This window comes from Pseudomonas sp. PvP009 (genome assembly GCF_017832995.1).
Classification (GTDB): domain Bacteria; phylum Pseudomonadota; class Gammaproteobacteria; order Pseudomonadales; family Pseudomonadaceae; genus Aquipseudomonas; species Aquipseudomonas syringae.
On record NZ_JAFIBG010000001.1, the window covers coordinates 2,430,994 to 2,454,094 of the forward strand.

Below are 23,101 nucleotides of genomic sequence, written 5' to 3' on the forward strand. Positions count from 1 at the left end.
GTATTTTAGTTTCGAATGCTTTATTCGGTGGCTCCAAGCAATCGCACCTGAGAAATCAGCTAAAGTCGATGCTGGCAGTCATAGGTGAAGGGTATTCAATGGAGGTGTGCTTGAAGAGTGATCGCGAGTTTGATGAGGTGGGTAGAGTCGTTCGGCATATAACTTTTTCTAACCCGGAATACCTATGGGGTGAGGGCTCAGGCTTTTTTATAAGTTATAATGGATCAGTCTACTTTGTCACGGCTAAACATAATATATTTAAACGCGGAAAAATTTATGCGAGCGAATTGATGGTTACGGATCATGCGACACGCCTCCTAGTACCGTTTGATATGATGCTGTTTGGGAATAAAAATGAAACCGACGTTGATCTTGAGGATTTTGCTGTTTTTAATGTTGATCAGCGTAAAGCTTTCGAGGCAGGCATCCATGAGCTTCATTCGATAAAAACTGGCGATGAAAGCATGCTCGGGTCTAAGGTGCCGGATGGCACAATCATGCGTTGCGCAGGGTACCCTACTACTGACGACCCTTACGATTGGGATAAAAAAACAAAATCGGTTCACTTGCTGATCAAAGAAGGAGTGAAAGTTCCCTCGAGTTTAGGCGAGGGATTTGGGGCGTTGAAGGGGGAGGTGTCTACGTTGAATTTCAGCGGCCTTAGCGGTGCCCCCGTATTGGCTTATATAGATGATAAGTGGTTGTGGGTTGGTGTTGTGGTTCGGGCTAGTAGTGGTGGTGTAATTAATTATATTAACACAGACTTAATTTTCGATGTATTAAAGTCTAGCGCTCTTGTCGGGTCACTGTACGATTGTTTTAAAAATATTTCTGATGCAAATATCTGATTCGCTTGGTTTCCGGACCTGCTATAACGCATGATAAGCGCATGTTCTACCTGCAGTAATGTATCTGCGCTGCTTGTGCAAGCGGGTTCTTGACGCATCCTTCATGCGCCTCCTTCCATGTGCATGATGGCTATTTGGTTTGGAATGGGGTATTACGGGTGACCGGCATGGAGCCGGATCAAGGAGATCAGGTAGTTATATGATTAAGAAAGACACGCATGAACGATATGGAGAGGAGCTTGAATTCATCTCCATTGACCTCAGTGACAAGAAACACCCAAACCGGGTGATCGATTTCTTAGAAATACGTGATCCTGTGAGTAAAGAATTCACCTGTGATATTCATGCGAAATGGTCGGAGGGTAAATACCATCCTACTTTGAAGATGAGCGAGGAGGACTTTCTTGACCTAGCGGATCTTTTCGGTGCATGGGCCGAACGAATTCGCAAAGCTAAAAAGGATTAGTTTGGGTTATAACTTCATCTCCTGAGTCCTTCTGAATCATCAGCATGCTCTTGCGGTGAAACTCCAGCGCCACGATTTCTGACACTATGATTTCGTGGTGCGGAACCTTATGCATCAGGCTGAGAAGCTACCCAGCGCCAACTGAGCGGCATCGCCCACCTTCGCTTCAAGCACCGACTTAAACTCTTGCGCGATCTCTTCGCGCTGTACGTCCTCGGCCACCCAACGCAGCTTCATCACCGGCTGTGCGCCGCTGGTGATGACCGAGATTCGCAGGATGATTTCGCGCAATTGCAGGCCTTCAAACGGAGTAGCCGAGAAGATCAGCGACGTGGGCAAGGTTTCCTTGCTGGTCGCCTCGATGGCATCCATTGCGCTGCGGCTGGCACGTGTCTCGCTGACGGTGTGATCGCTTTCCGACGATGCCTTGACCGTGATCGTGCGCACGGCGGCGATGGCTTTGGCCAGCGGGATATCCTTTAGGTCATCACCGACCGCCGACAGGGTGGTGTGCCAGTCTTCAATCCAGTCGCTCATATCCTTCTGCGACATGCCCCGTCCACTGATTGCCTGCACGGCCTGATAGGCAGCGGTGGGTTTGAGCTTCAGCACGGCGCGATCATCTGCGTGACCTGGCACTTCCTCGTTGCCCAGGTTGAACAGCACCGAACAGGTCATTTCGTCCTGATTGATGAAGCCTTTTGCGTCGGCGACTGCCCGGTCAGACACGTATTTGGCGAAATCCGCCAAGGAGTTGGTGGAGAACGTGCCACGGAAGCGACTGCGGCCTGCGCCGAATTGCTCAAGGTTCACGACCTTCGCGCCTTCGGGCTGCACGATGGTTGGCGTGATGGTGTTCAGCTCTTTGCCTTCTGCGATCAGCGCGGTGTCAGTGATCAGTTGAATTGCTTCTTTCGTGAGGGACATTTGTCAGCTCTCTTTGGGGAGGAAGGGTTGTTGCGATTGATCAGGTGCGAGGCTTGACCGTTGCTTGGTCGCGTTCGAACAGTTGGCCAGGGTGCAGAGCGTCAGCGAACAGCGTTACTTGGCCGGCTGTGCCGACGTTCATCTGTGTGTCAAGTGCGGTGTTCTCGCTCCGGGTACCGCGCTTGGTCGGCACCTTGTAGTAGAGCTTGTGTTTGATTTTCACCATGTGGGAATCGCCGATCTGGCTCATGTCCCGGGTGATGACCAGTTTCCCGGCCTTGCCATGCTCGACAACGCCCGAGGCGACTTCGGAAATTGCGTAACCGATCTGGCTGGCGAAAGCGCCGCCATTCAGCTCGTTCAGAAATTCGGTTGTATCGGTAGGGGTGGACATGGGGTTTTCTCCGGGGGCTTGATTCCACTGGGTGGGATGTGGAATTGAAGAGGGCGGCGGCGATGGTTGGCGCGGGACTGCATGCGCCTCACGTGCGGTAAATCCTGTTCGCCGGGTAATCGATGTCGAAGTCGGCGATGAGTCGCTCCATGAGCGTGCTGCTGATCCATATCAGTTTCTTGGCGGGCCCAAGGTTCCTCGCTTCCTTGATGTACAGCACATTCAACGCATTTGCGGGTGACCTGATCTGCTTCGCGCGTTATCGTGGATGATTGCGGATGACCAAAGGAGGTTTGAAACGTGTGGATTGGAACCGAGAAGGAACGATTTAAGGTTCAGCGACGAATCATGTTTGTCCCGCTACTTGTCGCGATGCTCTTTGCTGCTGTGAAGGTCGATGCGTACTTTTCGGGATGCGCGACGCTCAGCGACTTGCTGAAAGTAATCTTTGTTGCCGGCCTTACTTGGGGCATCTTTTACCTTGCCGGAAAGTGGTGACCTGGCGCAGTGCTCCCGGTGGTGGCAAATAGGTTGGGGGTGAGCTATAGATGATGACCGGCACGGAGTCGGAAATTGGGAGCCCTGATGAGCGATGCAAAATGGAGTCACATAGTTGCTATATGTGCAATTGTCGGATCTGTTGTTGGAAGTATGATGGCTAGCCACTATCAGGTGGTTACCGTCAAGATGCAGATCGAAAAGGAGGCTTCCGCAATCGAAGCAGCAAATGCGAGAGCTTTTTTAGATCAGTTCACTGTGAAAACAGAACCCATTACAGTTGCTTTCAATGCATTAATGTTGTTGCCTCCCGACGGTGGTTTTGAGATGAGGGATTTTAAAGTTAAGGCGAATGATCTTAGCGAAAAGGCTGCTGCACTTATGCCATACGTCAACTCCGATCTATATATCGATGTGCAAACTGTCGCCGTGAATGCACGTGAATATGCGGATGAGTCTGATGCTGAAAAGCGTAAACTAATCTTTGCTCAGCTCAATAGAGAAATGAAAACGTTCATGGGAAATTACTTTAAACTACGAGATCAATTGCTTCTTAAGGTTCCTGTTCCGCAAAAATAAGCACTTACATGTCCGGCGGGGGAGAAGCTGCAAATCCTATCGGCGGACCGACCATGTGTGCAGTCTCAGTGCTATGGTGGCTTCAACGCATGCGCCTTCCGTGTCTGGTGGTGGAAAATTTATTTGGGATGGGGTATTACGGGTGACCGGCATGGAGCCGGGCACTAGGAGCTGTACTTTGAAGAAGTCGATTTTTGCTTTATTTGTCGCCGTAGCCGTGTTGGCTGGCTGTTCAACCGCAGGGCCTTACGTGACCAACATCTCAAGCGATGGCAGAAACGGCCTGAATATTGAAAAGTGCTCTGTGCAGATGAATGCTTTCATGGGTACGGTTACTAATATCAATTGCATCAGCCAGAACGTTCAGCTCAGTCGCAGCAATTGATGGCGAGCGGTGAGATGACCTTGTCTGATTCGTCTTGGTCGGCGCTCCGGATATTTCTGACGCCCGCGTCGTAGATTGCCCGCGCCACGGATTCGCTAACCTCGATTTCGTGGCGCGGATAAGTCAGGAAGGCATCAAGCTCTTCATCATCCATCAAATCCATCTTCATGATCGCGATCTGCAAGACCTCGCTGACGATGGGCATCTTGCCGCGCTATCGAACCCGATTCAGGGCCTGCTCAATGCCAGGCCGAACCCGGTGCCGCTGCTCTTTCTAGGCGACCAGTTTCCGCTTCAGCGCCGTCTTGGCTGATCGCTCTTCTTGATCCATCGCCAGTAAACCGCTCCTGTAAGCCGCTTGGCGGCAAGTGAATGTGATGCTGTCGTCTGCCGTGGCGGACGCGCATTTGCAGACGCTTCATTTCGCCCGGCTGCTGCTGGGGTAGTTCAGGCTGTACTCCTGAAAAATTCGCCTGATGACGGTGCGGTTGATCCCGGACAACTTCTCGGCCTTGAAGTGGCTGACGCCCAGATCGCGCATTGCCTCGATACGCTTGAGCAGCGCCCGGTCCTCTTCCTCCTCAACATACTTCCGCTGATCCGCGCCGTTGTAGCGGGGCTTGCGGGGTGGCGGCTCCTTACGAGGACGGCGGGGCGCGACCTGAAACGACCCAAGGTCGCGCACCGTTCCACCGCTGCGCTGGAACTCGTTTAAGGCCTCGGATAGCTCGGATGACTTTGCGCGGTTGGCCTGGATGGTACTCAATTCGGTGCTCATCGTGCTGCAACCTGCGTGATGGTTACTCCGTCCATTTGGAAATCAGCTCCTTGAATGTGGACCAGGTCGTCCAGCGCGCCCCAGTTCACCGTGAGGACCGATATCGGCGCCCGACCTCCGTAGACGGATTTCAATAGCACATGAAGGTCGGTCGCCCAGGAATCGCAAGCGTCGCGCAGCAGATCAGATATCCTGCTGTCCGCGTCTCTCAGCTTTATCAGGAGCTTGTCACGCTCGAGGGCTGCGTCATTGTGCATGTCAATCAGCTTGGTGACGTGTTTACGATATCGGTCTACCTCATCGCGCAACATCCTATTTTCTTCCGATACCAGGTGCGCGTGTTGCCTGAGCATCTGCTCCTCCGTGGGGCAGAACGGCCAGTCTTCGGCGTAGTCGATGTTCATGATGAGTGATTCTCAATTTCTGTATAGGTATACAGTGGTCGAGTGCTTCGGGTTTGCGGAGTGGTGTCCGTCGGCAGGACGCCGGGCCACGGGGCCTCCAGAGGACTTTTTTGCTTCTATTTCGGAATCAAATATCGCTACAGGCCGCAGCCTGATTGTGTTTCATGGTCGGATTGCAAATCCGCCTACGCCGGTTCGATTCCGACCTCGGCCTCCACTATTCAAAGCCCCGCAGATTAACGTCTGCGGGGTTTTTTATGGTGCGCTGAAAAGTGAGGGGTTCCGAAACTTTAATTGCGCCTGTTAACAGGCCCAGGCCGTTTGGGGCGCCGCTGTTCTGCATCTGAATGTGCAGACCCTTTCCGGTCTTTCCTTGCTGGACATTGAGAGAGTCGCCCTCCATATAGCCTCGGTTCATTGCGATAGCGTTCTTTGGGCGCTGGCCGGTAAAGAAGACCAAGCAGTTGGGCTGCTCAGTACCTTGCGGCGATGGCATTAGCCAGTTGTAAGTCTGACATCAGTGGCGGCTTGGTAATAGAACGGTAGCGCTGAACAGCCTGCTCAAATTGCGCGCCACGGATCTCGCCATCTGAGCCGATAAAAGCAAGAGCATCGTCACGAGCTGGCGTAAAAAAATCAGCGATTTTTTCGGATGACATTGTAGTCCCCAAAGCCGTTCCGACCGTACTTAATCTGACGTAATCCGCGGCTTCTATCTTAGCACCGATCAGGGTTGCCAGAGCCATCACCACAGCCTTCCATGGTTTCATTTTTCCATACGTCCGTTGCCTATTGGGAGTGGCACGGTAGCAGAGTGGAGTGGTCGATAGTTACAAATAAGCCAGGCGCCTCCCATACTGCTCAGTAACAACGATCTGAGGGGCGCGTTGGTAAGTCCCGACAAGTCCGCGTCTCCTGATGAACCTATTTGGAGCCGTCGCTGCCACCTATAAAGGCGACTTCACCAGAATGGGCGGCAGCTAAGGGGGCGGCTCGAATCCGGATCATCATGTTGCATCTCGCAAGGCTACTGGCATACATCAGAGATCCAAGCCTACTGGGTCATCTTACCAAGGAGCGACTACCGGCTTGGAGTCGCGGTTGTCACCGGTATAAAGGCCTTTCAGGAAGCGAGAGAGGAAAGTAAATTTGTTGTAGCAATGCATTAGCAGCGCTTGCCCGAATTCATCAGTGATTTCTGCCTCGATCTTGTCAGCTGGCCAGCCTGCGGCCACGAGGTCTTGTCCCATGTAGAAGTGGCTGCGCAATGCGAGCCCCCATTCGGTATCACGGCCCATGTGCAGAAGACGACCGCCCAGCACTTCACCAGTCGCAAGTCTTTTGGGCGTGAAACTCATACCCACACGACCGCAGATCGCAGCAGAAATAGCACCGTTCTCGCGTGCGGATGCGTATTTACCTGCATCAAAAAATTCAGTCGCATCCCGGAACTGAATTGCTAATTCCGATACCGGAAGTCCGGAAAATGCTTCCTTTGCCAGGTGAATCGAGCCTACGTGCGTCCCCTCGGTGCCTTCTGCCCATTCACTGGAGACGTGATCCACTGGGTGCCACCAGACGTATTCGCGAGTACCTGGGCGCGACCTGAACCACCACTCGAACATTTCACCGGTGCAGTTGTGAAGATCTGTCCGGCAGGCGACATGCAGTACGCCGCTTGGAAGGCGCTCGAAGCCGGTTTCCAGTCGAAGCGGAGCTGGGTCAAGAAGAAGGTCTACTTGTGAAAGGTCCATACAGTGCCTCATTGATTGCCGATGGTTGATGACCTATCGATCAGACGGTCTTGTGCCGAGGGCGGGCCTGATTCGAAAACAAGCCGGCTCAGGGTTGATTGGCAACGTTTTCTTGCCTCTTGTCCGTGATCCACAGCCTTCCGTGAGTGAGCAGCAACACTGTTCCATCGAGTCCATCGTGCCTGTCTCGGACATATACAGCATCAATGAGGCCTTTGCAGATATCTCAGGGCGCCAGGGACGGGTAAATCAGTTTCAGGACACTGAAATCATTCATAGGTACCACGCTTAGCCAGCAAAAGAACTGACTCATACACGTTTGAAAGCTGGCGTGAGTGGCGTGAGTGGTCTATTAATTTGATGTGTGTCTTAACGAGGGTTCAGCCTTGGTCGGTAGAATTTCTGATTCCGAACTTCATGAAATGCGGATTCGCAAGTTGCAGAACGACATCGCCGATTCAGAGCGTCTCGGGATGCCGGTGAAATTCATGCATCTGTCCGCGCTGACCCCCACCAGTCGTGAGCAGCATATCGAACGACATGGCGAGTTGTTCACGGGTCAGCAGATGCTCGATTGGTGGGCAGAGGGGGATAATCGGGTGCGCTGTCGATGCGCATGCACCCCGGTTCTTCTGGACAGGCAAGGCAGGCCAATGACGCCTGACCTGATAGCCAACGCCAAGCAGGCGCTGAAGGCCTTCAAGCTTTCCTGATCTTTCGTCTGATGCTTTTTGCGCAATGGACGTGTTTCGGCAGATCCGATTCCCGACTGTGCTCCCGCCATTCAAAAGTCCCGCAGATTAACGTCTGCGTGGTTTTTATCGGGCGCGAGAAAATGAGGGATTCCGAAAGCCGAGTTCAGACGCTATTTAAAGCGGCTTGCGTTGATATAGCCGTATTGGTTTTGCTGATAAATCGTGTAAGGCAGGAGCAATGTATCTACGATGCCTGATAAGCCCATGTCCAGTAAAACCCACTCAGGCGCATTGGTCTTCTGATAAGCGCTACTCTGTTTGGGCTCTGCGTTCAGTTCACAGAAATCGAGCATGACCCCGCTGTAAACGCGCGGAATGGAGGAGCAATTTGATTTCCAGTCAGTAAGCTTTTCACCTGCGACGGAATCGGGTCTAAACGTAGTGTTGATCGTTCCGCACCCCGTCAAGGCAAGTGCCAGCAGTAGCATGCCATGGGTTTTCAGATGAAACCTGCCTGACGGTTTTTGCTCTACGAAACTCGGCTTCATAACAACGTTCCTTGTATTTTCGATGCGTTTAGGACGGCAGTTCAGGCGCATGAGGCACATACGTTGTAATGCCGCGTGAACGGTGCACAGTTCTTCCCAGCAGATGCTATGGAGACCTACAGCACGATTATTGCTTGGCAAGACTACCTAGCCTGTCAGGCTCAATCGAGGTAAGTCCCATGAGCAAACCCCTTGTCCGCTGGCCGATCGATCCGCGCAGAACGGCGGTCATCGTTGTAGACATGCAAAAGGTATTTTGTGAGCCCAGCGGGGCGTTGTACGTAAAAAGTACTGCGGACATCATCCAGCCTATCCAGAAGCTGCTGCAAACCGCACGGGCTGCGCAGGTGACGGTGGTTTATCTTCGCCATATCGTGCGCGGCGATGGTTCTGATACCGGGCGCATGCGCGATCTTTATCCGAATGTGGACCAGATACTGGCACGGCATGATCCGGACGTTGAGGTCATCGAAGCACTCGCGCCCAGGTCGGGTGACGTGATTGTCGACAAGCTGTTTTACAGCGGCTTTCATAACACGGACCTGGACACCGTGCTGCGTGCGCGGGATGTCGACACGATCATCGTCTGTGGTACGGTCACCAATGTGTGTTGTGAAACCACGATCAGGGACGGCGTGCATCGTGAGTACAAAGTCATCGCCCTGAGCGACGCGAATGCTGCGATGGACTACCCGGACGTCGGGTTCGGCGCTGTTTCAGCCGAGGAGGTTCAGCGAATATCGCTGACGACGATTGCCTATGAGTTCGGCGAAGTAACGACGACCGCCGACGTCATCGAGCGTATTGCAAGCGCCTGAAAACAGCGGGTCGAATGTGCGCAATTCTGGCCCGTTTTTTATACCTGTGCATTCAAACCATGCGTTCTGTTTCAGACCATTTGATCCGGCTTTAACCGTCGAAACAGCTAACTGCTTGTATGAACGATGAATTCTTCCAGTGGCATGCTTTCTGCTCTTGCCTCGCTGACCTTCACCCTTGTAGGTGAGCCTTTTCGGCAGTGTGTCAGCGAGAGGAAACAGCCGTATGACTCTGCACTATGTGCCCATTATCAACCTGGCCCCTTATTTTTCAGAAGACCCGGACGGCACGGCTGCCGTAGCCAAGGCAGTCAATCAGGCGTGCAGGGACATCGGGTTTCTGGTCATCACCGAGCACCAGATTCCCGGAGAGCTTATCGACAGGGTCTCGCGTTTGACCCGCCAATTCTTTGATTTGCCGCTGGCGGAAAAGCGCAAGGTAGATCGGCCCAGCCCGGAGATGGTGCGGGGTTACAGTGCGGTGGCCGAGGAGAGCCTTTCCTATTCTCTGGAGGAGAGTGCGCCGGGAGATCTCAAGGAGTCTTTCTCCATCGGACCGAGCGATGTGCCGGATGAAGATTATTATCACAATGCCCAGGCCGGCTCGCACTTCGCACCGAATGTCTGGCCTGCGCAAAACCTGCTGCCCGGATTCAAGGAGACTTATCAGGCCTATTTCGATGCCATGAGCGAGTTGGCTCAATCGTTGATGCGCCTGTTTGCCCTGGCATTGGAACTGGATGAGTGTTTTTTCGATGACAAGATCGACCGGCATATCAGCATGTTCCGCAGCCTGAGTTATCCGGACATCAAGACCGAAGTCGAGGCTGGCCAGTTACGCGCCAGTGCGCATACCGACTACGGCAGTCTGACTATCGTGCGCCCTGATAACGCGCTGGGCGGCTTGCAAGTACGTAATCGTCAAGGCGAGTGGGTCGATGTGCCGTATGTCGAGAATGGTTTTGTGGTCAACATTGGCGATCTGATGATGCAGTGGACCAACGACCAGTGGATTTCCACGCTGCATCGAGTGGTTAACCCGCCGATGACCAGCGAGCAGGACAATCGTCGACAGTCTCTGGTGTTTTTCCACCAACCCAACTACGACACGTTGATTCAATGCCTGCCAGGCTGCCTGCAGCCTGGCGCCACGCCTCGGCATGCGCCGGTGACATCAGGCGATCATTTGCTGTCCAAGTTCGTCAAGCAGACCACTTTTGGCGGCAGCAAGGTGGCCTGATATGAACTCATTGTCTTACGTCAACGTGTTCGCGGAGGACATCGTCCGCCTGAGCTCGTTCTACTCGAACCTGTTCGGCTTTCGCGAAATCGAGGCCATCAGATCACCGATCTTTCGCGGACTGGACACCGGCAAGTCCTGCATTGGTTTCAACGCACTGGATGCGTATGAGCTGCTTGGCCTGGAAGCGTTTGCAGGCAGCACGGGGTGCAGGTTTTTGCTGAACATCGACGTGTCCGACCAGGCCGAGGTGGACCGACTGGTGCCGGTGGCAGTGGCGCAGGGCGCGAAACTGATCAAGGAACCGTACCTGACCTATTACAACTGGTATCAGGCCGTGCTGCTGGACCCTGAGCAGAACGTCTTTCGCATTAACGTGATGCTCTGAAAAGCTAATGCCGAGTATGGAGTGGAGAGCGGGCTGGCTTGGCTAGCTTCCCGCACCCTTGTTTCAGGGTTTTATGGAAAAATCTACTCGCTGAACTGCTAGCTATTCCGTTCAGGAAAGCAGGTCTTCAATTGGGTAACAGGCAAGGTATGCCTGATTTAATAATTGAGGATAGGGACATGAGTGATGCTACCACCACGGGAGTTAAACACGGGCGGATTACAGACCCTGCAACGAGGGGCTCTTATGCAATGGATCAGAGCTGGGTACTGGAGTGGCACCTGCATGGGATAGAAAGCGGCAAAAACTTTCCGGATACCATTGGAGGTGAATTCGCTGGTTTTAAATCTGATGTTCCCAGTGCGGAGCCTCCAAAGGATGGCCTTATAGTGAGCGGAGGTTGGACCGACGAGCGTGAGTGCTTGAATTATACCGATAGAGAGGTCGCAGACAGACTGGTAGCCGAGGGCAACGCTGAAGGCTGGCCTCGCCAAGGTGTGAAAGGTGTCAGCACTTTTATGGTGACTTGGCGGTATGAGGCACCGCATGTGACGCGTGGTTATCGCTGGTTCATTACTAAAGATGGCTGGGATGAGAGCACTCGATTGACGCGTGCCCACTTTCAAGAGAAACCTTTTTACGAAGAGATCTCTCTTCTTGACCCGTATAGCGAGCACCGTGAAGAACTTGCTCCGAAAACAGAGATCTCTGCAGTACTGCCAGAGGGCAAACAAGGTCACCACGTCATCCTTCTTCTCTGGATCGTTGCTGAATCACCGATGGCATTTTATCAGACGCTTGATGTCGATTTTGACAAGCCGCCCGTTAAGTAGTGAACGCTACGCGTCTCGAAGCTTCCAGAATCCGTTCTATTGGGAAGGTGTAGACGAGAAGGACAGGGTGCAAGCGACCAGCGAAGCGTTGGCCATGCGTGTTCTGCATAAGGATAGATGATCAGAAAGCCCGGCTTCAGCGCCGGGCTTTTTTGTGCAAGCCAGGCCTGAGTATCGCCTACTGACTTGCGTACGTAGCCGATCACTGGCTCAAGAGTTCTTTGCGGACGATGTCTGCCCCTGCACTTAACGCGCGCAGCTTGCCGCTGGCGACATGACGAGGGAGAGGGGCCATTCCGCAGTTGGTGCAGGGATAGAGTTTGTCGGCGTCGACGAATTTAAGCGCTTTCCTTAGCGTGTTGGCGACTTGCTCAGGCGTTTCAATGGCATGGCTTGCCACATCAATGGCTCCTACCATCACTTTCTTGCCTCGAATGAGTTCAAGCAGATCCATAGGGACGTGCGAGTTGTGACATTCCAACGAGATGATGTCGATACTGGAGTTTTGCAGCCTGGGAAAGGCCTCTTCGTACTGTCGCCATTCGGAGCCCAGCGTTTTTTTCCAGTCGGTATTCGCCTTGATGCCGTAGCCATAGCAAATATGCACGGCCGTTTCACATGTAAGCCCTTCAACTGCCCTTTCCAGGGTGGCGACGCCCCAGTCATTCACTTCATCAAAAAACACATTGAATGCAGGCTCATCAAACTGAATAATATCAACCCCGGCAGCCTCTAGCTCTTTGGCCTCCTGGTTGAGGATTTTGGCAAATTCCCAAGCCAGTTTTTCACGATTTTTATAGTGAGCATCGTAGAGGGTGTCAATCATCGTCATTGGTCCGGGCAAGGCCCACTTGATAGGCTGCCTGGTTTGCTGGCGTAGAAATCTTGCGTCTTCAACAAAAACTGGTTTTCGGCGAGCGACAGCACCCACCACCGTTGGCACGCTCGCATCATAGCGGTCTCGAATTCTAACGGTCTCGCGCTGTTCAAAATCGACGCCATCGAGATGCTCAATAAATGTAGTTACAAAATGCTGGCGCGTTTGTTCACCGTCGCTGACGATATCAATATTGGCCAGTTGTTGTTCTTGCAGCGACAAACGTAACGCATCCTGCTTACCTTCAACCAGTTCTTCCCCTTGCAATTTCCACGGTGACCAGAGTGTCTCAGGTTGTGCAAGCCAGGAAGGTTTAGGCAAGCTGCCAGCAGTGGAGGTGGGCAAAAGTTTTTTCATGAAAAATCAACCTTGGTTTTTAAATGATCAAAGAATGCAGCTTGCGGACCACTGATCCAGAAGGGGCTGATAGGGTTTGATAAAGTGCTCTTCAACAAATTTCCCTTGCTTTATAGCCAGCTGACTTCGCTCCTCGCGGTCGTACACAATGCGGGTCAACGAGTAATCGTTATTTTTCAAGCTAGGTTGATAGATTTTTCCTGCCGTTGAATTTGCGTTATAGATCTCAGGGCGATAAATTTTCTGGAAGGTGTCCATCGTGCTGATGGTGCTAATAAGCTCCAGATTGGTGTAGTCACCCAGCAAATCGTCCGAGAAATAAAACGCCAGAGGCGCAACGCTGTTCGGGGGCATGAAATAGCGGACCTTTAAGCCCATTTTCATGAAATACTCATCCGTCAACGAGTATTCGTCCTGCTGGTATTCATACCCTAAAACAGGATGCTGATTCTCGGTCCGGTGATAGGTTCTGGCGCTCGATACACTCAGGCAGATAACAGGCGGTTTGTCAAAATGCGCTTTGTAGCTGGTTGAATTGACAAAGCTTTTGTAGAGCTTTCCGTGCAGATCTCCGAAATCTTCTGGCGTGCTGAGCCCGGACTGGTTTTTTTTGTGCTCTGGTAATCTCACGCTGAAATCATAGTCTCGCACGTAGGAAGAGAAGTTATTTCCTACCATTCCGTTAATATGCGTATTGGTTTTTCGGTCAATGATCGTTGTCTTCAAAACCTCAATTAACGGAATGGCAGAGTGATCACCTTCAGCATCGATATTCATTTCCGCAGAGACAATGTTCAGCACCAGCGTATAACGATCGCCTTTAGGGTTGTCCCAATGCGCTAGGGCATTGAAGCGATTGTCGATCATCTTCAAGGTATTACGTAAATTCTCTCGGCGACTTTTTCCCCTGGCCAGGTTCGCAAAATTAGTCGTGACTCGGGTAGTGTCTGAGGGTGAGTAATTCTCATCAAAACAAGTACACTTGGTAGAAAATGTGAATTCTTTTTTCATCTAGGCTTGGCATCCTTCCTTACGAGGCAACGCCCGGATAGGCGTCTTGCCCCTTTTAGCGTTGACTGATGTCTGTGTCTTCGATCAGCAGCCGTTATTCTGCTGAGGGTGAAGAGCTGTAGGGATTTTAGGTCGGTTGCCTACATGAACAAAAACGAATTGATTTCAATAAATCATTAGTCACGCTCATGATTGCCCTAAGGGTATGCAGGTCTCTGGGAGGGGGGGCGGTCAATATTCAGCGTGGTCGATGTTGATGGTGAGTGATTCTCGATGTCTGCATGGACAGACAGATTTTGGCGAGGTCATGGAAAGCACCACAATTCGGGATGAGGTCTATGGCCCGCGCAATTGATGTATCGATCGCCCAAGCCCAGTCTCACGGCTTGGCTTTTCCATGACTGCGATTTACTCAGATCCCTCGGAACGTCTGGTTGCCAAGTTCAGCGAGGGCCTTATTCGTACCTGTTTTCCCTGTGCAACAGTCGGCTTAGAGTCTTTTATGTGTGATGGCGCTTTGATATTGCTCTGGTATGTGTTAATAAATCCTTTCCGAGGTTTGGAAGGGAGATTCACATGAAACCCGATTCACTTAGGATTAAGCATTTATTGGACCTGCTCCCGAGTTACGCTGCTTCTAGCGGGATTCATCTTGATGATCTTCTTGAAAAGTGGAGATCATCCAGTGGAAATATTACGAGACCCCTAGAGGAAGCTGAGTTTTTCTATCTGGCAAACCGCTGTGTTGATTCAGGCCTTCTTTTAGTTTCTAGAGATTGGGTTATCCAGATAACTCGATCCGGTCAAGATTATCTCGATCCCAAGACGAAAAAATTTGGCCGGGTTTAACTGAGCCATTTTTTTCTGACAAGGCTCGCCCTACTGGCGGGTCTTTTTTATTTCAGGGGTAAAGAGGGATCCGAGCGACCTTGGCCCAGGCAAAGCTACTTGGCTGACCGGGCGGTACAGGCACAATCCTGCTGGGTGACTTCTTGTGGTTGAGAAAAGTCCTCTCCAAGGATGCGACCGATCGCGACATGGACGTGCCGATATCGACACCGTCCGCATGCTTAACGAACTGATCGACTCCGAACGGGTGATCCGCAAAAAAAGGATGGAGGGGCTTTGGTGTAGTCGCTGATCGGTATTCGCTGCCGTTCATGTCCTGGATGTATTCGCATGGGATGACAATGCTGTATGGGGGCGATGTGATTTCACACCAGTCTAGCGGCGTGCCGTCTTCGCGCCTCAAGCGAGGCGGAAGATCTTTGCGCAAGCACATAGGCATCTGAATGCGCTATTGTCAGATGCCTACTATATACACACGCGTTCTGATCAACTTTATTCAGGTCTTGAACTTATTGACCAATACTCCAAATGAGGCGGCAAGTCGAGAAAGCTCTGCACTCGAGGCATTGGTTTGGTGCGCGCCAGTTGCAGTCTGAGTGGAGATATCTTGAATATTAATCAGGTTTCGGTCCACCTCTCGAGCTACGTGAGCTTGCTCTTCGGCGGCACTTGCGATCACGAGATTTTTCTCATTAATCATTGAGACACCTTCGGTGATTCTGTCTAGCGCGTGACCTGCCTGAATCGCTTGATCACGGGTTTCTCCTGCAAGGCTCCTACTGTTATTCATAGAGATCACTGCTTCATCCGCACCCGCACGAATTTGGGCCATCATAGCCTCAATGTCTGCGGTCGACGCCTGCGTTCGGTGCGCAAGGGCGCGCACTTCATCGGCGACTACCGCAAAGCCGCGACCCTGCTCGCCAGCCCTGGCTGCCTCAATTGCGGCATTCAAGGCCAACAGGTTGGTTTGCTGGGCTATGGACTGAATAACTGCGAGAACGCCTGTGATCTCATTGACTCTCGTGGCGAGTACCGTGACCTTTTCAGTCGATTGAGAAATCTGCTCTGCCATAGTATTAACCGATCCAACGGCATTCTTTACTTGATCACGTCCTTCAATAGCACTGCGGCTAGTTTCTTCAGAGGACTCAGACGCGCCTGAGGCATTGCGCGCTACCTCCTCAACCGCTGCTGTCATCTCGTTCACCGCCGTAGCGGCTTGCTGGATCTCATCGTTCTGGCGTATCAGTGCTTTGGAACTCTCCTCCGTAACTGCATTCAACTCTTCTGACGCAGAGGCCAGTTGATCAGCCGCATTGGCAATTTCTTTAATAGTATTTCTTAGGTTAACTTGCATCGTGCTCAGTGCTGATTGCAGTGTGCTGATCTCGTCATTCCCGGTGACATCAATTTGTTGAGAAAGGTCGCCGTCGGCCACTTGTTTTGCGGTCCGTAGAGCCCCCAAAAGCGGTCGAGTGATCGAGCGTGTGACCAATAAGCCCAGAATAATTGCAGCAACAAACGCGATCACTACGCCTATGCCCAATGACCCGTATGCGACGCTCGAAGTCTTCGCGGCTTCTATAGCGACGTCATCACTCTGGCGCTTGTTAGACGCTACTATTATTTTTAACTCATCGTTTGTTTTCTTGTAGGCAGGATCCACCTCTTGTGCGAACATCTTGTTCGCGCTTTCAAGGTCACCTTTCGCCGCTAATTCGATCACGCGAGAGGATGCGTTAATGTACGCTGGCCAGTCTTTTTCAAACTGATCACCCGCCGCTCTTTCATCGTCTTCCAGAGGCGTTTGCCGATATGCATTGAAAAGTTGTTCTACTTCTTTTTGATTATCTGCTAAGGACTTCAACGTCTCGTCATATTTGGCTTGGTCTGCCTTTGCAAATTTATACAGCAGTGCGCGGTGCAAGTCGCGATAATGCGCTATCGCATTTGAGCGTGCATTACTCGTGTTGTACACAGATACGAGGTTGTTACTGACGATCCCATCTACGCTGTTTTTGAGGCCTGTGATACCCGTGTATCCGACAAGGCCGACACCTAGTGTGACAACTGCGCATACCACAAACGCAGAAATTAGGCGTGTTGATAACATAGTGCCGCGTAAGAGATTCATCGTAGTGTAGCCTTCCTTGATTTCCCTATCCGAACTAGAAGGGTCATGCAATCGTATCGGCCAGCTACTGCCGTTCCTTCAGTGGCTGGCGACAAGCGGTTCAGCCCTGCACCAGTTGTTCAAGGCAACCGCTTGAGTGAGAGCTATCATGGACGGCGGGGTAACGCTTTTGCCGCACATGTGGACCTGCTGCGGTGACCAGAGCCAAGGTTGGTGCCGGTTCGCCCGCGCCGCTGACGCTCTCGGTCCCGTAATAACTGATCAGGAACACGGCAAAGAGTTTTTAGGAATTGCAGACCACAACTGTTGTTGCGGACCAAAACAAAAAGGGCCTACTGAGCAAAATGCCCCGTAAGCCCTTTATATATATGTGGTGCCCCGAGCCGGGGTCGAACCGGCACGTCCAAAGGACGAGGGATTTTAAGTCCCTTGCGTCTACCAATTTCGCCATCGGGGCGGTAGCGCCAAGAGCAGGGAATATATACACCCGGCCCCCATGAAGCAAGCTTGAAAGCGTCCCGAAGGGGGCAAGACGCTGCTTTTTTTTCTGTCAGAAATGCTTGGCAAATCATGAAGCTACGAAATTTCTCTGGCGCAAAGGCTGACGTGCCGCGGTCAGGCGGCTCAGGCCTTGCTGTCTTTCACCACAGCATCTTTAACCACAGCCTCGACCTTGTCAGCCAGTATTCGCAGGTAGCTCGCCAGGGCGACTTCTTCCAGGCGCAGGCCTTTGCGTTGTCGGGAGCGGGGGAGTTTGGCGAGGTTGCCGAGCAGGAAGCCTTCCAGAACCGCCGGGTGGATGTAGCATTTTCGGCAGATGGCGGGGGTGTTGCCCAGTTGTTTCGAGACTGCCTTGACCATGTCGACGATGTGCCGTTTGGCGTCGGCTTCTGGCTCCCAGTGCAGTTTTTGCAGTGTTGCCAGCGCCAGCGCGCTGGCCGCCCAGGTTCGGTAATCCTTGGCGGTGAAGTCCGAGCCGGTGAGGCTTTGCAGGTAGGCATTGATATCCGATGAGGTCACCGCGTGGCGCACACCGTCTTCGTCCAGGTACTGGAAGAGGTTTTGTCCGGGCAGCTCCATGCAGTGCTTGATCACGTTGGCCAGACGTCGATCCTTGACGCTGACTTTATGCTCGACGCCACTCTTGCCGCGGAACTCGAAGAGGATCTGGCCGCCTTTGACTTCGACGTGCTTGTTGCGCAGGGTGGTCAGGCCGTAAGAGCGGTTTTCCTTGGCGTACTGGCTGTTACCGATGCGGATCAAGGTCGCGTCCAGCAATGAGATGACTGTCGCCATGACTTTTTCCCGGCCCATGCCCGGCTGGGCGAGCTGTGCTTCGATCTGCTTGCGCACTTTGGGCAGCGCATGGCCGAACTCGATCAGCCGCGAGTATTTGTCCTGATCGCGTATTTCGCGCCAGCGCGGATGGTAGCGATACTGCTTGCGCCCGCGGGCGTCGCGGCCGGTGGCCTGCAGGTGACCCAGCGGGTCGGCACAGATCCACACCTCGGTGTAGGCGGGCGGCACTGCCAGAGCATTAATGCGCTTGATCTCCGAGTCGTCCTTGATGCGCTGACCCTGAGTGTCGAAGTACGCGAATTTGCCGCGCAGTACCTTGCGCGTAAGGCCCGGTTGAGTGTCGTCTACGTAATGCAGTTCACTGGCGGGCTGGCTGATGGCAGTCGAGTCAGGCATGGCTAAGTTCCAAAGGCAGTTAAAAACACTGACCTCGGCCTTTTACGGTGGTGCCGTTTATTTGCTGCGTGGGTGTTTTTTTCGAAAGGTCAGGCCAGCACCGCGACCGCCTTGATCTGCGCCCAGAGCGACTGACCTCTGTGCAGGTTCAGTTGGTCGCTGGAATAGCGAGTGATGCGCGCGAGCAACGGCGTGCCGCCAGCGTCCAGCTTGACCAGCACGTGTGCCGAATTGTCAGCCAGCGCTTCTTCTATCACCGTGACCGGCAAGCGGTTGAGGATGCTGCTCTGGTAATCGGGTTGCAGGTTGAGGCTGACGTCCCGGGCCTGGACCTTGATGCGCAGCAGGGTGCCGACCTGCATCTGCGCGTGAGCGACGCGCATGCTCAGCTTGCTGTCGGGCAGGGTCACGGTGAGCAGTTGGTAATGCTGATCATAGGCGCTGACCGTGCCTTCGATGACCACCCCCGCATCACTGCCCATCGCCAGCGGAAGGTCCAGCCGCGCCAGGGTTTCTTGGATCGGACCGCTGGCCAGCACGTTGCCTGCGTCGAGCAGCACCAGGTGGTCCGCCAGGCGTGCGACTTCATCCTGAGCATGGCTGACGTACAGCATGGGGATGTCCAGTTCCCGGTGCAGGCGCTCCAGGTACGGCAGGATTTCACTTTTGCGCCGGGTGTCCAGCGCCGCCAACGGCTCATCGAGCAGCATCAGCCGCGGGCTGGTCAGCAGGGCGCGGGCGATGCCCACGCGCTGGCGCTCTCCACCGGACAGCTTGTCAGGGTTGCGCTGCAGCAGGTGATCGATGCCGAGCAGTTCGCTGGCCTGCAGCAGTTGAATGCGGCGCTGCTGGCGCGGGATACGTTTCATCCCGAACTCCAGGTTGTCCCGCACCGACAGATGCGCGAACAGGCTGGCTTCCTGAAACACGTAGCCGATCGCCCGCTTGTGCGGAGCCACGAAAATACCTTTTTTGGTGTCCTGCCAGACTTCATCGTGAACGCGGATCACGCCCTGATCGGCTTTTTCCAGACCGGCGATACAGCGCAGGCAGGTCGTCTTGCCCGAGCCGGAAGGCCCGAACAGCGCGGTAATGCCCGACCCCGGGAGGCTCAGGTCGGTACGGACGGTGAAATCCGGGTAGGCCATCTGCAGGCGAACTTCTATCGGCGACGCCATGGCTCAGCTCCATCCCGTTCTGGATTTGCCGCTGGAATACAACGCCAACAGCACCAGAAAGGAAAAGACCAGCATCGCGCCGGCCAGCCAGTGCGCTTGCAGGTACTCCATGGATTCGACGTGATCGAAGATCTGCACCGACACCACACGGGTTTTCTCCGGGATATTGCCGCCGATCATCAGGACCACACCGAACTCGCCGACCGTGTGCGCGAATCCCAGGATGGCCGCGGTGATAAACCCCGGCTTGGCCAGAGGCAGAATCACGTGAAAAAAGGTGTCCCAAGGGCCAGCCCGTAAGGTGGCCGCGACCTCCAGAGGGCGGGTGCCGATCGCTGCGAACGCGTTCTGCAGCGGCTGCACGACAAAAGGCATCGAGTACAGAACCGAGCCGATCACCAGCCCGGTAAAGCTGAAAGTCAGCGTACCCAGCCCCAGGCTTTGTGTGAGCTGACCCACCGCACCGTTGGGGCCGAGCAGCAGCAACAGGTAAAAACCGATAACGGTTGGCGGCAGCACCAGGGGCAGGGCGACCACTGCGCCAATCGGCCCCTTCAGCCATGAATCAGTGCGCGCCAGCCACAGCGCGATGGGCGTGCCGATGATCAGCAGGATGACGGTGGTCAGCGACGCCAGTTTCAGCGTCAGCCAGATCGCCGCGATGTCGGCACTCCCCAGCGGCATTTACAGCTGATATCCGAAGGACTTGATGATCTCGGCGGCTTTCGGACCTTTGAGGTACTCGACCAGCGCCTTGGCAGCGGCGCTGTCCTTGCCTTTGTTGAGGATGACCGCGTCCTGCTTGATCGGGTCATGCAGGTCGTCCGGTACGATCCAGGCCGAGCCGCTGGTCAGCTTGCCATCCTTGTAGACCTGCGACAGGGCCACGAAACCGAGCTCGGCATTGCCGGTGGAGACGAACTGGTAGGCCTGGGTAATGCTCTGACCTTCGACGATCTTGGCTTTGGTGGCCTCGGTCAGGCCCAGTTTGCTCAGCACTTGAGTCGCCGCGAGGCCGTACGGCGCGGTTTTGGGGTTGGCGATGGACAAGTGTTGATACTGATTGGCCTTGAGCACCTGGCCATTGCTGTCGACATAACCATCCTTGGCCGACCACAACGCCAGTGTTCCGACCGCGTAGGTGAAGCGCGATCCCTTGACGGTGTCGCCTTCCTGCTCGAGTTTTGCCGGCGTGGTGTCGTCAGCCGAGAGGAATACCTCGAACGGCGCGCCATTCTTGATCTGCGTATAGATCTGACCGGTAGCGCCAAATGCGGCGACTAGTTTGTGGCCGGTGTCCTTCTCGAAGTCAGTGGCTATCGCCTGGATCGGCGCGGTGAAGTTGGCCGCCACGGCGACTTGCACTTCGTCGGCAGACGCATGGGCTGCGGCAGAGGCGGTAAAGGCCAGCACGGAGAACTTGAGAATGGCGCGTAGCGTGGTCGTTCGCATGAAACAGCTCCTTGATGATGAAAACGCACGCCATCGGGGTAAGGGCGTTTCGCTATATAGATAAATATATAGCGTCAGCCTGTTGTTCTGAAAGCACTGTTTTATCGCGGAGACAGAATTTTCAGCGCATTTTCAGCCAGTTGCCGCGTCAGTTCGGTGGCTCCCAGCCGATGTTTGATACCGACTGCCTGGCCTGCCCAGAGGTTCACGAAGTCACTGCTGCCCAGTTTTTCCGCCTGCGCGCGCAGCGGCATCAAAGCACCGCCTGCCAGCGGAAACGCCGGGGCGAGCGGGCTGATGGGGCCGGCTTCGCGCATGAGCCGGTTGACGATGCCTCGCGCCGGACGCCCGGTGAAGAGGTTGGTCAGCGCGGTCTGGCTGCCCGAGGCGTCGTGCAGCGCCTGGCGATGCAGGGCGCTGACGCTGGCTTCCGGGCAGAACAGATATGCGGTTCCGATCTGTACCGCCGAAGCGCCCAGGACAAATGCCGCCGCTACACCGCGACCGTCCGCGATACCACCTGCGGCGATGACCGGGATGCTTGTCGCGTCAGCGATTTGCGGGACCAACGCAAAGGTGCCGACCTGGGTGTGCAGGTGATCGCTGAGGAACAGCCCCCGATGGCCGCCTGCTTCGTAGCCCATGGCAATCACCGCGTCGCAGCCGTGTTGCTCCAGCCAGGTAGCTTCCTCGACCGTGGTGGCTGACGAGATGATTTTTGCACCCGTGGCCCGGACCCGATCCAGTAACGATGGCTGCGGAAGGCCGAAATGGAAACTCACCACTTCCGGCCTCAAGCGCTCGATCAATGCGCAGCTGTCGCTGTCGAAGGGCGCGCGGTTAGAGACCGGTGTCGGCGCATCGAAATCGGCACCTAATTCCTCGTAATAGGGCTTGAGCGACTGCTTCCAGCGTTCGGCGCGCTCTGCGTCGTTGGCCGGAAGCTGATGGCAGAAGAAATTCAGGTTCAACGGGGCGTTGCCGGTCTGCTGCCTGAAAGTCGCGACTTCCTGTTCGATTTTCTCAGGGGTGAGCATGGCGCAGGGCAATGCCCCCAAGCCGCCCGCCTGAGCCACAGCAATGGCCATCTGCGAGCCGCTGGCGCCCGCCATGGGAGCTTGCAACAGCGGCAGGTCGATGGCGAACAGTTCAATGATGCGGCTATCTGGCCATTGGCTCATGTGGTTCTCCGGCAGGCATTCGGCAGACGCTCATTGAGCGCGAGAATGGCGTGAATGGCAAACGCCACGTCGAGCGTCGACAAGCCGGGAGGGTCGCTTGGTTGACATAAAAAACGATCGGTCTACTATTCGGGAATGACTCAGCCAACGATCCCGCTACCTACTCCCTCACTCGCCAGGCCCCGGCGTCCCGGCCGGCCGCCGAAGGTTGATCGCGATAACCTCGAGACCCGCGAGGCGCTGCTGCGTCGCGGTCTGGAAGTGCTCACCGAACAGAGTTTTTCGGCAACAGGGCTGGATTACATCCTCAAGGAAGTCGGCATTCCCAAAGGGTCGTTCTATCACTACTTCCCCAGCAAGGAAGCGTTTGGCCGGGCGGTGCTGGATGAGTACGCGCGCTATTTCGCGCAGCGGCTGGACCACTGGCTGCTGGATGAAGCGCTTTCGCCACTGGAACGACTGGTCGGCTTTGTGCAGAGCGCCAAGGGCGGTATGGCGCGACACGACTATCGACGCGGTTGCATGGTCGGCAATTTGGGCCAGGAAATCAGTCTGTTACCGGACGGATTTCGAGAGGTACTGGAACAGACGCTGCTGGACTGGCAGTCGAAACTGGCGGGTTGTCTTAGGGCTGCGCAGTCAATGGGCGAATTGGCCGCAGACGCTGATTGCGATGAGCTGGCCGCGTTTTTCTGGATCGGCTGGGAAGGCGCAGTGCTGCGTGCCCGACTGGTTAAAAGCGCTACACCATTGAACACGTTCATTGCCGGCTACCTTCGCGGTTTGCCGCAATGATTTCTTGTCAGAGT

General features: G+C 54.3%; 27 protein-coding genes, 1 tRNA gene and 1 pseudogene. 12 read left to right on the plus strand and 17 right to left on the minus strand.

What is annotated here, in order from left to right; genetic code table 11:
• Positions 1-110 precede the first annotated feature (110 nt).
• Together JOE29_RS10825 and JOE29_RS10830 are read left to right on the plus strand one after the other, a co-directional pair.
• The gene (locus JOE29_RS10825) at positions 111-848 is read left to right on the plus strand and encodes a hypothetical protein (protein ID WP_210079482.1); all 738 of its coding nucleotides are present in this window, start codon (positions 111-113) and stop codon (positions 846-848) included.
• A gap of 199 nt (positions 849-1,047) precedes the next feature.
• On the plus strand, positions 1,048-1,314 hold the full coding sequence (locus JOE29_RS10830) for a hypothetical protein (protein WP_029571802.1): 267 nt from the start codon (positions 1,048-1,050) through the stop codon (positions 1,312-1,314).
• Between the two features lie 114 nt (positions 1,315-1,428).
• Here the strand turns inward: JOE29_RS10830 and JOE29_RS10835 are convergent, their stop codons facing one another.
• Together JOE29_RS10835 and JOE29_RS10840 are read right to left on the minus strand one after the other, a co-directional pair.
• On the minus strand, positions 1,429-2,241 hold the full coding sequence (locus tag JOE29_RS10835) for a DUF2303 family protein (RefSeq protein ID WP_210079483.1): 813 nt from the start codon (positions 2,239-2,241) through the stop codon (positions 1,429-1,431).
• Positions 2,242-2,281: 40 nt separating this feature from the next.
• Complete coding sequence (locus tag JOE29_RS10840) at positions 2,282-2,635, minus strand: hypothetical protein (RefSeq protein ID WP_210079484.1); 354 nt, start codon at positions 2,633-2,635, stop codon at positions 2,282-2,284.
• A gap of 300 nt (positions 2,636-2,935) precedes the next feature.
• Here JOE29_RS10840 and JOE29_RS10845 point away from each other — a divergent pair, with 300 nt between their 5' ends.
• The 3 genes from JOE29_RS10845 (at position 2,936) to JOE29_RS10855 (ending at position 4,097) form a co-directional block, all read left to right on the plus strand.
• Positions 2,936-3,133 carry a hypothetical protein gene (locus JOE29_RS10845; RefSeq protein ID WP_029571805.1) on the plus strand — a complete coding sequence of 66 codons (198 nt, stop codon included), beginning with the start codon at positions 2,936-2,938 and terminating at the stop codon, positions 3,131-3,133.
• An 87-nt stretch (positions 3,134-3,220) separates the two neighbouring features.
• Positions 3,221-3,712 (plus strand): hypothetical protein, encoded by a 492-nt coding sequence (locus JOE29_RS10850; RefSeq protein WP_210079485.1) that lies wholly within the window; start codon positions 3,221-3,223, stop codon positions 3,710-3,712.
• 178 nt (positions 3,713-3,890) lie between these two features.
• Positions 3,891-4,097: a lipoprotein gene (locus tag JOE29_RS10855; RefSeq protein WP_029571807.1), complete on the plus strand. Its 207-nt coding sequence runs from the start codon at positions 3,891-3,893 to the stop codon at positions 4,095-4,097.
• Here JOE29_RS10855 and JOE29_RS25430 read toward each other — a convergent pair.
• The 5 genes from JOE29_RS25430 to JOE29_RS10880 all read right to left on the minus strand — a co-directional run bounded on the left by JOE29_RS25430 (position 4,081) and on the right by JOE29_RS10880 (position 7,033).
• Positions 4,081-4,302, minus strand: a complete 222-nt coding sequence (locus JOE29_RS25430; RefSeq protein ID WP_245226680.1) for a hypothetical protein — start codon at positions 4,300-4,302, stop codon at positions 4,081-4,083. The two genes, JOE29_RS10855 and JOE29_RS25430, sit on opposite strands and share 17 nt — an antisense overlap.
• Before the next feature lie 213 nt (positions 4,303-4,515).
• A complete protein-coding gene (locus JOE29_RS10865) occupies positions 4,516-4,875 on the minus strand; it encodes a hypothetical protein (RefSeq protein ID WP_210079486.1) in 360 nt (119 codons plus the stop codon).
• Complete coding sequence (locus JOE29_RS25435) at positions 4,872-5,279, minus strand: hypothetical protein (RefSeq protein WP_245226682.1); 408 nt, start codon at positions 5,277-5,279, stop codon at positions 4,872-4,874. The genes JOE29_RS10865 and JOE29_RS25435 overlap by 4 nt, the downstream gene beginning before the upstream one ends.
• Before the next feature lie 473 nt (positions 5,280-5,752).
• Positions 5,753-6,025 (minus strand): DUF2388 domain-containing protein, encoded by a 273-nt coding sequence (locus JOE29_RS25440; RefSeq protein ID WP_044313170.1) that lies wholly within the window; start codon positions 6,023-6,025, stop codon positions 5,753-5,755.
• A 321-nt stretch (positions 6,026-6,346) separates the two neighbouring features.
• Complete coding sequence (locus JOE29_RS10880) at positions 6,347-7,033, minus strand: hypothetical protein (protein WP_210079487.1); 687 nt, start codon at positions 7,031-7,033, stop codon at positions 6,347-6,349.
• 422 nt (positions 7,034-7,455) lie between these two features.
• On the opposite strand from JOE29_RS10880, the gene JOE29_RS10885 reads away from it, so the two are divergent.
• A complete protein-coding gene (locus tag JOE29_RS10885; RefSeq protein WP_003314807.1) occupies positions 7,456-7,746 on the plus strand; it encodes a hypothetical protein in 291 nt (96 codons plus the stop codon).
• A gap of 152 nt (positions 7,747-7,898) precedes the next feature.
• On the opposite strand, the gene JOE29_RS10890 is transcribed toward JOE29_RS10885, so the two are convergent.
• Positions 7,899-8,276 carry a YceK/YidQ family lipoprotein gene (locus JOE29_RS10890; RefSeq protein WP_003345840.1) on the minus strand — a complete coding sequence of 126 codons (378 nt, stop codon included), beginning with the start codon at positions 8,274-8,276 and terminating at the stop codon, positions 7,899-7,901.
• 179 nt (positions 8,277-8,455) lie between these two features.
• Between JOE29_RS10890 and JOE29_RS10895 the strand changes: the two genes are divergently transcribed.
• The 4 genes from JOE29_RS10895 to JOE29_RS10910 all read left to right on the plus strand — a co-directional run bounded on the left by JOE29_RS10895 (position 8,456) and on the right by JOE29_RS10910 (position 11,555).
• Positions 8,456-9,094, plus strand: a complete 639-nt coding sequence (locus tag JOE29_RS10895; RefSeq protein WP_024649723.1) for an isochorismatase family cysteine hydrolase — start codon at positions 8,456-8,458, stop codon at positions 9,092-9,094.
• 226 nt (positions 9,095-9,320) lie between these two features.
• Positions 9,321-10,334: a 2-oxoglutarate and iron-dependent oxygenase domain-containing protein gene (locus JOE29_RS10900; protein WP_057406879.1), complete on the plus strand. Its 1,014-nt coding sequence runs from the start codon at positions 9,321-9,323 to the stop codon at positions 10,332-10,334.
• A 1-nt stretch (position 10,335) separates the two neighbouring features.
• Positions 10,336-10,722: a VOC family protein gene (locus JOE29_RS10905; protein ID WP_057406878.1), complete on the plus strand. Its 387-nt coding sequence runs from the start codon at positions 10,336-10,338 to the stop codon at positions 10,720-10,722.
• A 179-nt stretch (positions 10,723-10,901) separates the two neighbouring features.
• Positions 10,902-11,555 carry a lytic polysaccharide monooxygenase auxiliary activity family 9 protein gene (locus JOE29_RS10910; RefSeq protein ID WP_057406984.1) on the plus strand — a complete coding sequence of 218 codons (654 nt, stop codon included), beginning with the start codon at positions 10,902-10,904 and terminating at the stop codon, positions 11,553-11,555.
• 202 nt (positions 11,556-11,757) lie between these two features.
• Here JOE29_RS10910 and JOE29_RS10915 read toward each other — a convergent pair whose 3' ends face one another.
• Positions 11,758-12,789, minus strand: a complete 1,032-nt coding sequence (locus tag JOE29_RS10915) for a methionine synthase (RefSeq protein ID WP_016568266.1) — start codon at positions 12,787-12,789, stop codon at positions 11,758-11,760.
• 27 nt (positions 12,790-12,816) lie between these two features.
• Positions 12,817-13,800, minus strand: coding sequence for a DUF1852 domain-containing protein (locus JOE29_RS10920; protein WP_210079488.1), 984 nt, complete (start codon positions 13,798-13,800; stop codon positions 12,817-12,819).
• Between the two features lie 898 nt (positions 13,801-14,698).
• Here JOE29_RS10920 and JOE29_RS10925 point away from each other — a divergent pair.
• Positions 14,699-14,911, plus strand: a pseudogene (locus tag JOE29_RS10925) (hypothetical protein); the annotation flags it as partial.
• A 234-nt stretch (positions 14,912-15,145) separates the two neighbouring features.
• Here the strand turns inward: JOE29_RS10925 and JOE29_RS10930 are convergent.
• The 7 genes from JOE29_RS10930 to JOE29_RS10960 form a co-directional block, all read right to left on the minus strand.
• Positions 15,146-16,786 (minus strand): methyl-accepting chemotaxis protein, encoded by a 1,641-nt coding sequence (locus JOE29_RS10930; RefSeq protein WP_057406876.1) that lies wholly within the window; start codon positions 16,784-16,786, stop codon positions 15,146-15,148.
• 371 nt (positions 16,787-17,157) lie between these two features.
• A tRNA-Leu gene (locus JOE29_RS10935) sits at positions 17,158-17,243 on the minus strand.
• Between the two features lie 167 nt (positions 17,244-17,410).
• Positions 17,411-18,481: a DNA topoisomerase IB gene (locus JOE29_RS10940; RefSeq protein WP_058446733.1), complete on the minus strand. Its 1,071-nt coding sequence runs from the start codon at positions 18,479-18,481 to the stop codon at positions 17,411-17,413.
• Between the two features lie 89 nt (positions 18,482-18,570).
• Entirely contained in the window at positions 18,571-19,659 is a 1,089-nt protein-coding gene (gene modC / locus JOE29_RS10945) for a molybdenum ABC transporter ATP-binding protein (RefSeq protein ID WP_058446735.1), read from the minus strand.
• A 3-nt stretch (positions 19,660-19,662) separates the two neighbouring features.
• The gene (modB, locus tag JOE29_RS10950) at positions 19,663-20,343 is read right to left on the minus strand and encodes a molybdate ABC transporter permease subunit (protein WP_122219983.1); all 681 of its coding nucleotides are present in this window, start codon (positions 20,341-20,343) and stop codon (positions 19,663-19,665) included.
• On the minus strand, positions 20,344-21,111 hold the full coding sequence (modA, locus tag JOE29_RS10955) for a molybdate ABC transporter substrate-binding protein (protein ID WP_044313082.1): 768 nt from the start codon (positions 21,109-21,111) through the stop codon (positions 20,344-20,346).
• 101 nt (positions 21,112-21,212) lie between these two features.
• On the minus strand, positions 21,213-22,292 hold the full coding sequence (locus JOE29_RS10960; protein WP_103693302.1) for a nitronate monooxygenase: 1,080 nt from the start codon (positions 22,290-22,292) through the stop codon (positions 21,213-21,215).
• Positions 22,293-22,427: 135 nt separating this feature from the next.
• On the opposite strand from JOE29_RS10960, the gene JOE29_RS10965 reads away from it, so the two are divergent.
• Positions 22,428-23,087, plus strand: a complete 660-nt coding sequence (locus JOE29_RS10965; RefSeq protein WP_003416942.1) for a TetR/AcrR family transcriptional regulator — start codon at positions 22,428-22,430, stop codon at positions 23,085-23,087.
• Positions 23,088-23,101 lie beyond the last annotated feature (14 nt).

Excerpts from the sequence above, each read along its gene's own strand:
- JOE29_RS10830 (WP_029571802.1), top strand. The coding sequence starts at position 1,048 with ATGATTAAGAAAGACACGCATGAACGATATGGAGAGGAGCTTGAATTC.
- JOE29_RS10835 (WP_210079483.1), bottom strand. The coding sequence starts at position 2,241 with ATGTCCCTCACGAAAGAAGCAATTCAACTGATCACTGACACCGCGCTG.
- JOE29_RS10840 (WP_210079484.1), bottom strand. The coding sequence starts at position 2,635 with ATGTCCACCCCTACCGATACAACCGAATTTCTGAACGAGCTGAATGGC.
- JOE29_RS10850 (WP_210079485.1), top strand. The coding sequence starts at position 3,221 with ATGAGCGATGCAAAATGGAGTCACATAGTTGCTATATGTGCAATTGTC.
- JOE29_RS25430 (WP_245226680.1), bottom strand. The coding sequence starts at position 4,302 with ATGCCCATCGTCAGCGAGGTCTTGCAGATCGCGATCATGAAGATGGAT.
- JOE29_RS10865 (WP_210079486.1), bottom strand. The coding sequence starts at position 4,875 with ATGAGCACCGAATTGAGTACCATCCAGGCCAACCGCGCAAAGTCATCC.
- JOE29_RS25435 (WP_245226682.1), bottom strand. The coding sequence starts at position 5,279 with ATGAACATCGACTACGCCGAAGACTGGCCGTTCTGCCCCACGGAGGAG.
- JOE29_RS25440 (WP_044313170.1), bottom strand. The coding sequence starts at position 6,025 with ATGGCTCTGGCAACCCTGATCGGTGCTAAGATAGAAGCCGCGGATTAC.
- JOE29_RS10880 (WP_210079487.1), bottom strand. The coding sequence starts at position 7,033 with ATGGACCTTTCACAAGTAGACCTTCTTCTTGACCCAGCTCCGCTTCGA.
- JOE29_RS10885 (WP_003314807.1), top strand. The coding sequence starts at position 7,456 with ATGCGGATTCGCAAGTTGCAGAACGACATCGCCGATTCAGAGCGTCTC.
- JOE29_RS10890 (WP_003345840.1), bottom strand. The coding sequence starts at position 8,276 with ATGAAGCCGAGTTTCGTAGAGCAAAAACCGTCAGGCAGGTTTCATCTG.
- JOE29_RS10895 (WP_024649723.1), top strand. The coding sequence starts at position 8,456 with ATGAGCAAACCCCTTGTCCGCTGGCCGATCGATCCGCGCAGAACGGCG.
- JOE29_RS10900 (WP_057406879.1), top strand. The coding sequence starts at position 9,321 with ATGACTCTGCACTATGTGCCCATTATCAACCTGGCCCCTTATTTTTCA.
- JOE29_RS10905 (WP_057406878.1), top strand. The coding sequence starts at position 10,336 with ATGAACTCATTGTCTTACGTCAACGTGTTCGCGGAGGACATCGTCCGC.
- JOE29_RS10910 (WP_057406984.1), top strand. The coding sequence starts at position 10,902 with ATGAGTGATGCTACCACCACGGGAGTTAAACACGGGCGGATTACAGAC.
- JOE29_RS10915 (WP_016568266.1), bottom strand. The coding sequence starts at position 12,789 with ATGAAAAAACTTTTGCCCACCTCCACTGCTGGCAGCTTGCCTAAACCT.
- JOE29_RS10920 (WP_210079488.1), bottom strand. The coding sequence starts at position 13,800 with ATGAAAAAAGAATTCACATTTTCTACCAAGTGTACTTGTTTTGATGAG.
- JOE29_RS10930 (WP_057406876.1), bottom strand. The coding sequence starts at position 16,786 with ATGAATCTCTTACGCGGCACTATGTTATCAACACGCCTAATTTCTGCG.
- JOE29_RS10940 (WP_058446733.1), bottom strand. The coding sequence starts at position 18,481 with ATGCCTGACTCGACTGCCATCAGCCAGCCCGCCAGTGAACTGCATTAC.
- modC (WP_058446735.1), bottom strand. The coding sequence starts at position 19,659 with ATGGCGTCGCCGATAGAAGTTCGCCTGCAGATGGCCTACCCGGATTTC.
- modB (WP_122219983.1), bottom strand. The coding sequence starts at position 20,343 with ATGCCGCTGGGGAGTGCCGACATCGCGGCGATCTGGCTGACGCTGAAA.
- modA (WP_044313082.1), bottom strand. The coding sequence starts at position 21,111 with ATGCGAACGACCACGCTACGCGCCATTCTCAAGTTCTCCGTGCTGGCC.
- JOE29_RS10960 (WP_103693302.1), bottom strand. The coding sequence starts at position 22,292 with ATGAGCCAATGGCCAGATAGCCGCATCATTGAACTGTTCGCCATCGAC.
- JOE29_RS10965 (WP_003416942.1), top strand. The coding sequence starts at position 22,428 with ATGACTCAGCCAACGATCCCGCTACCTACTCCCTCACTCGCCAGGCCC.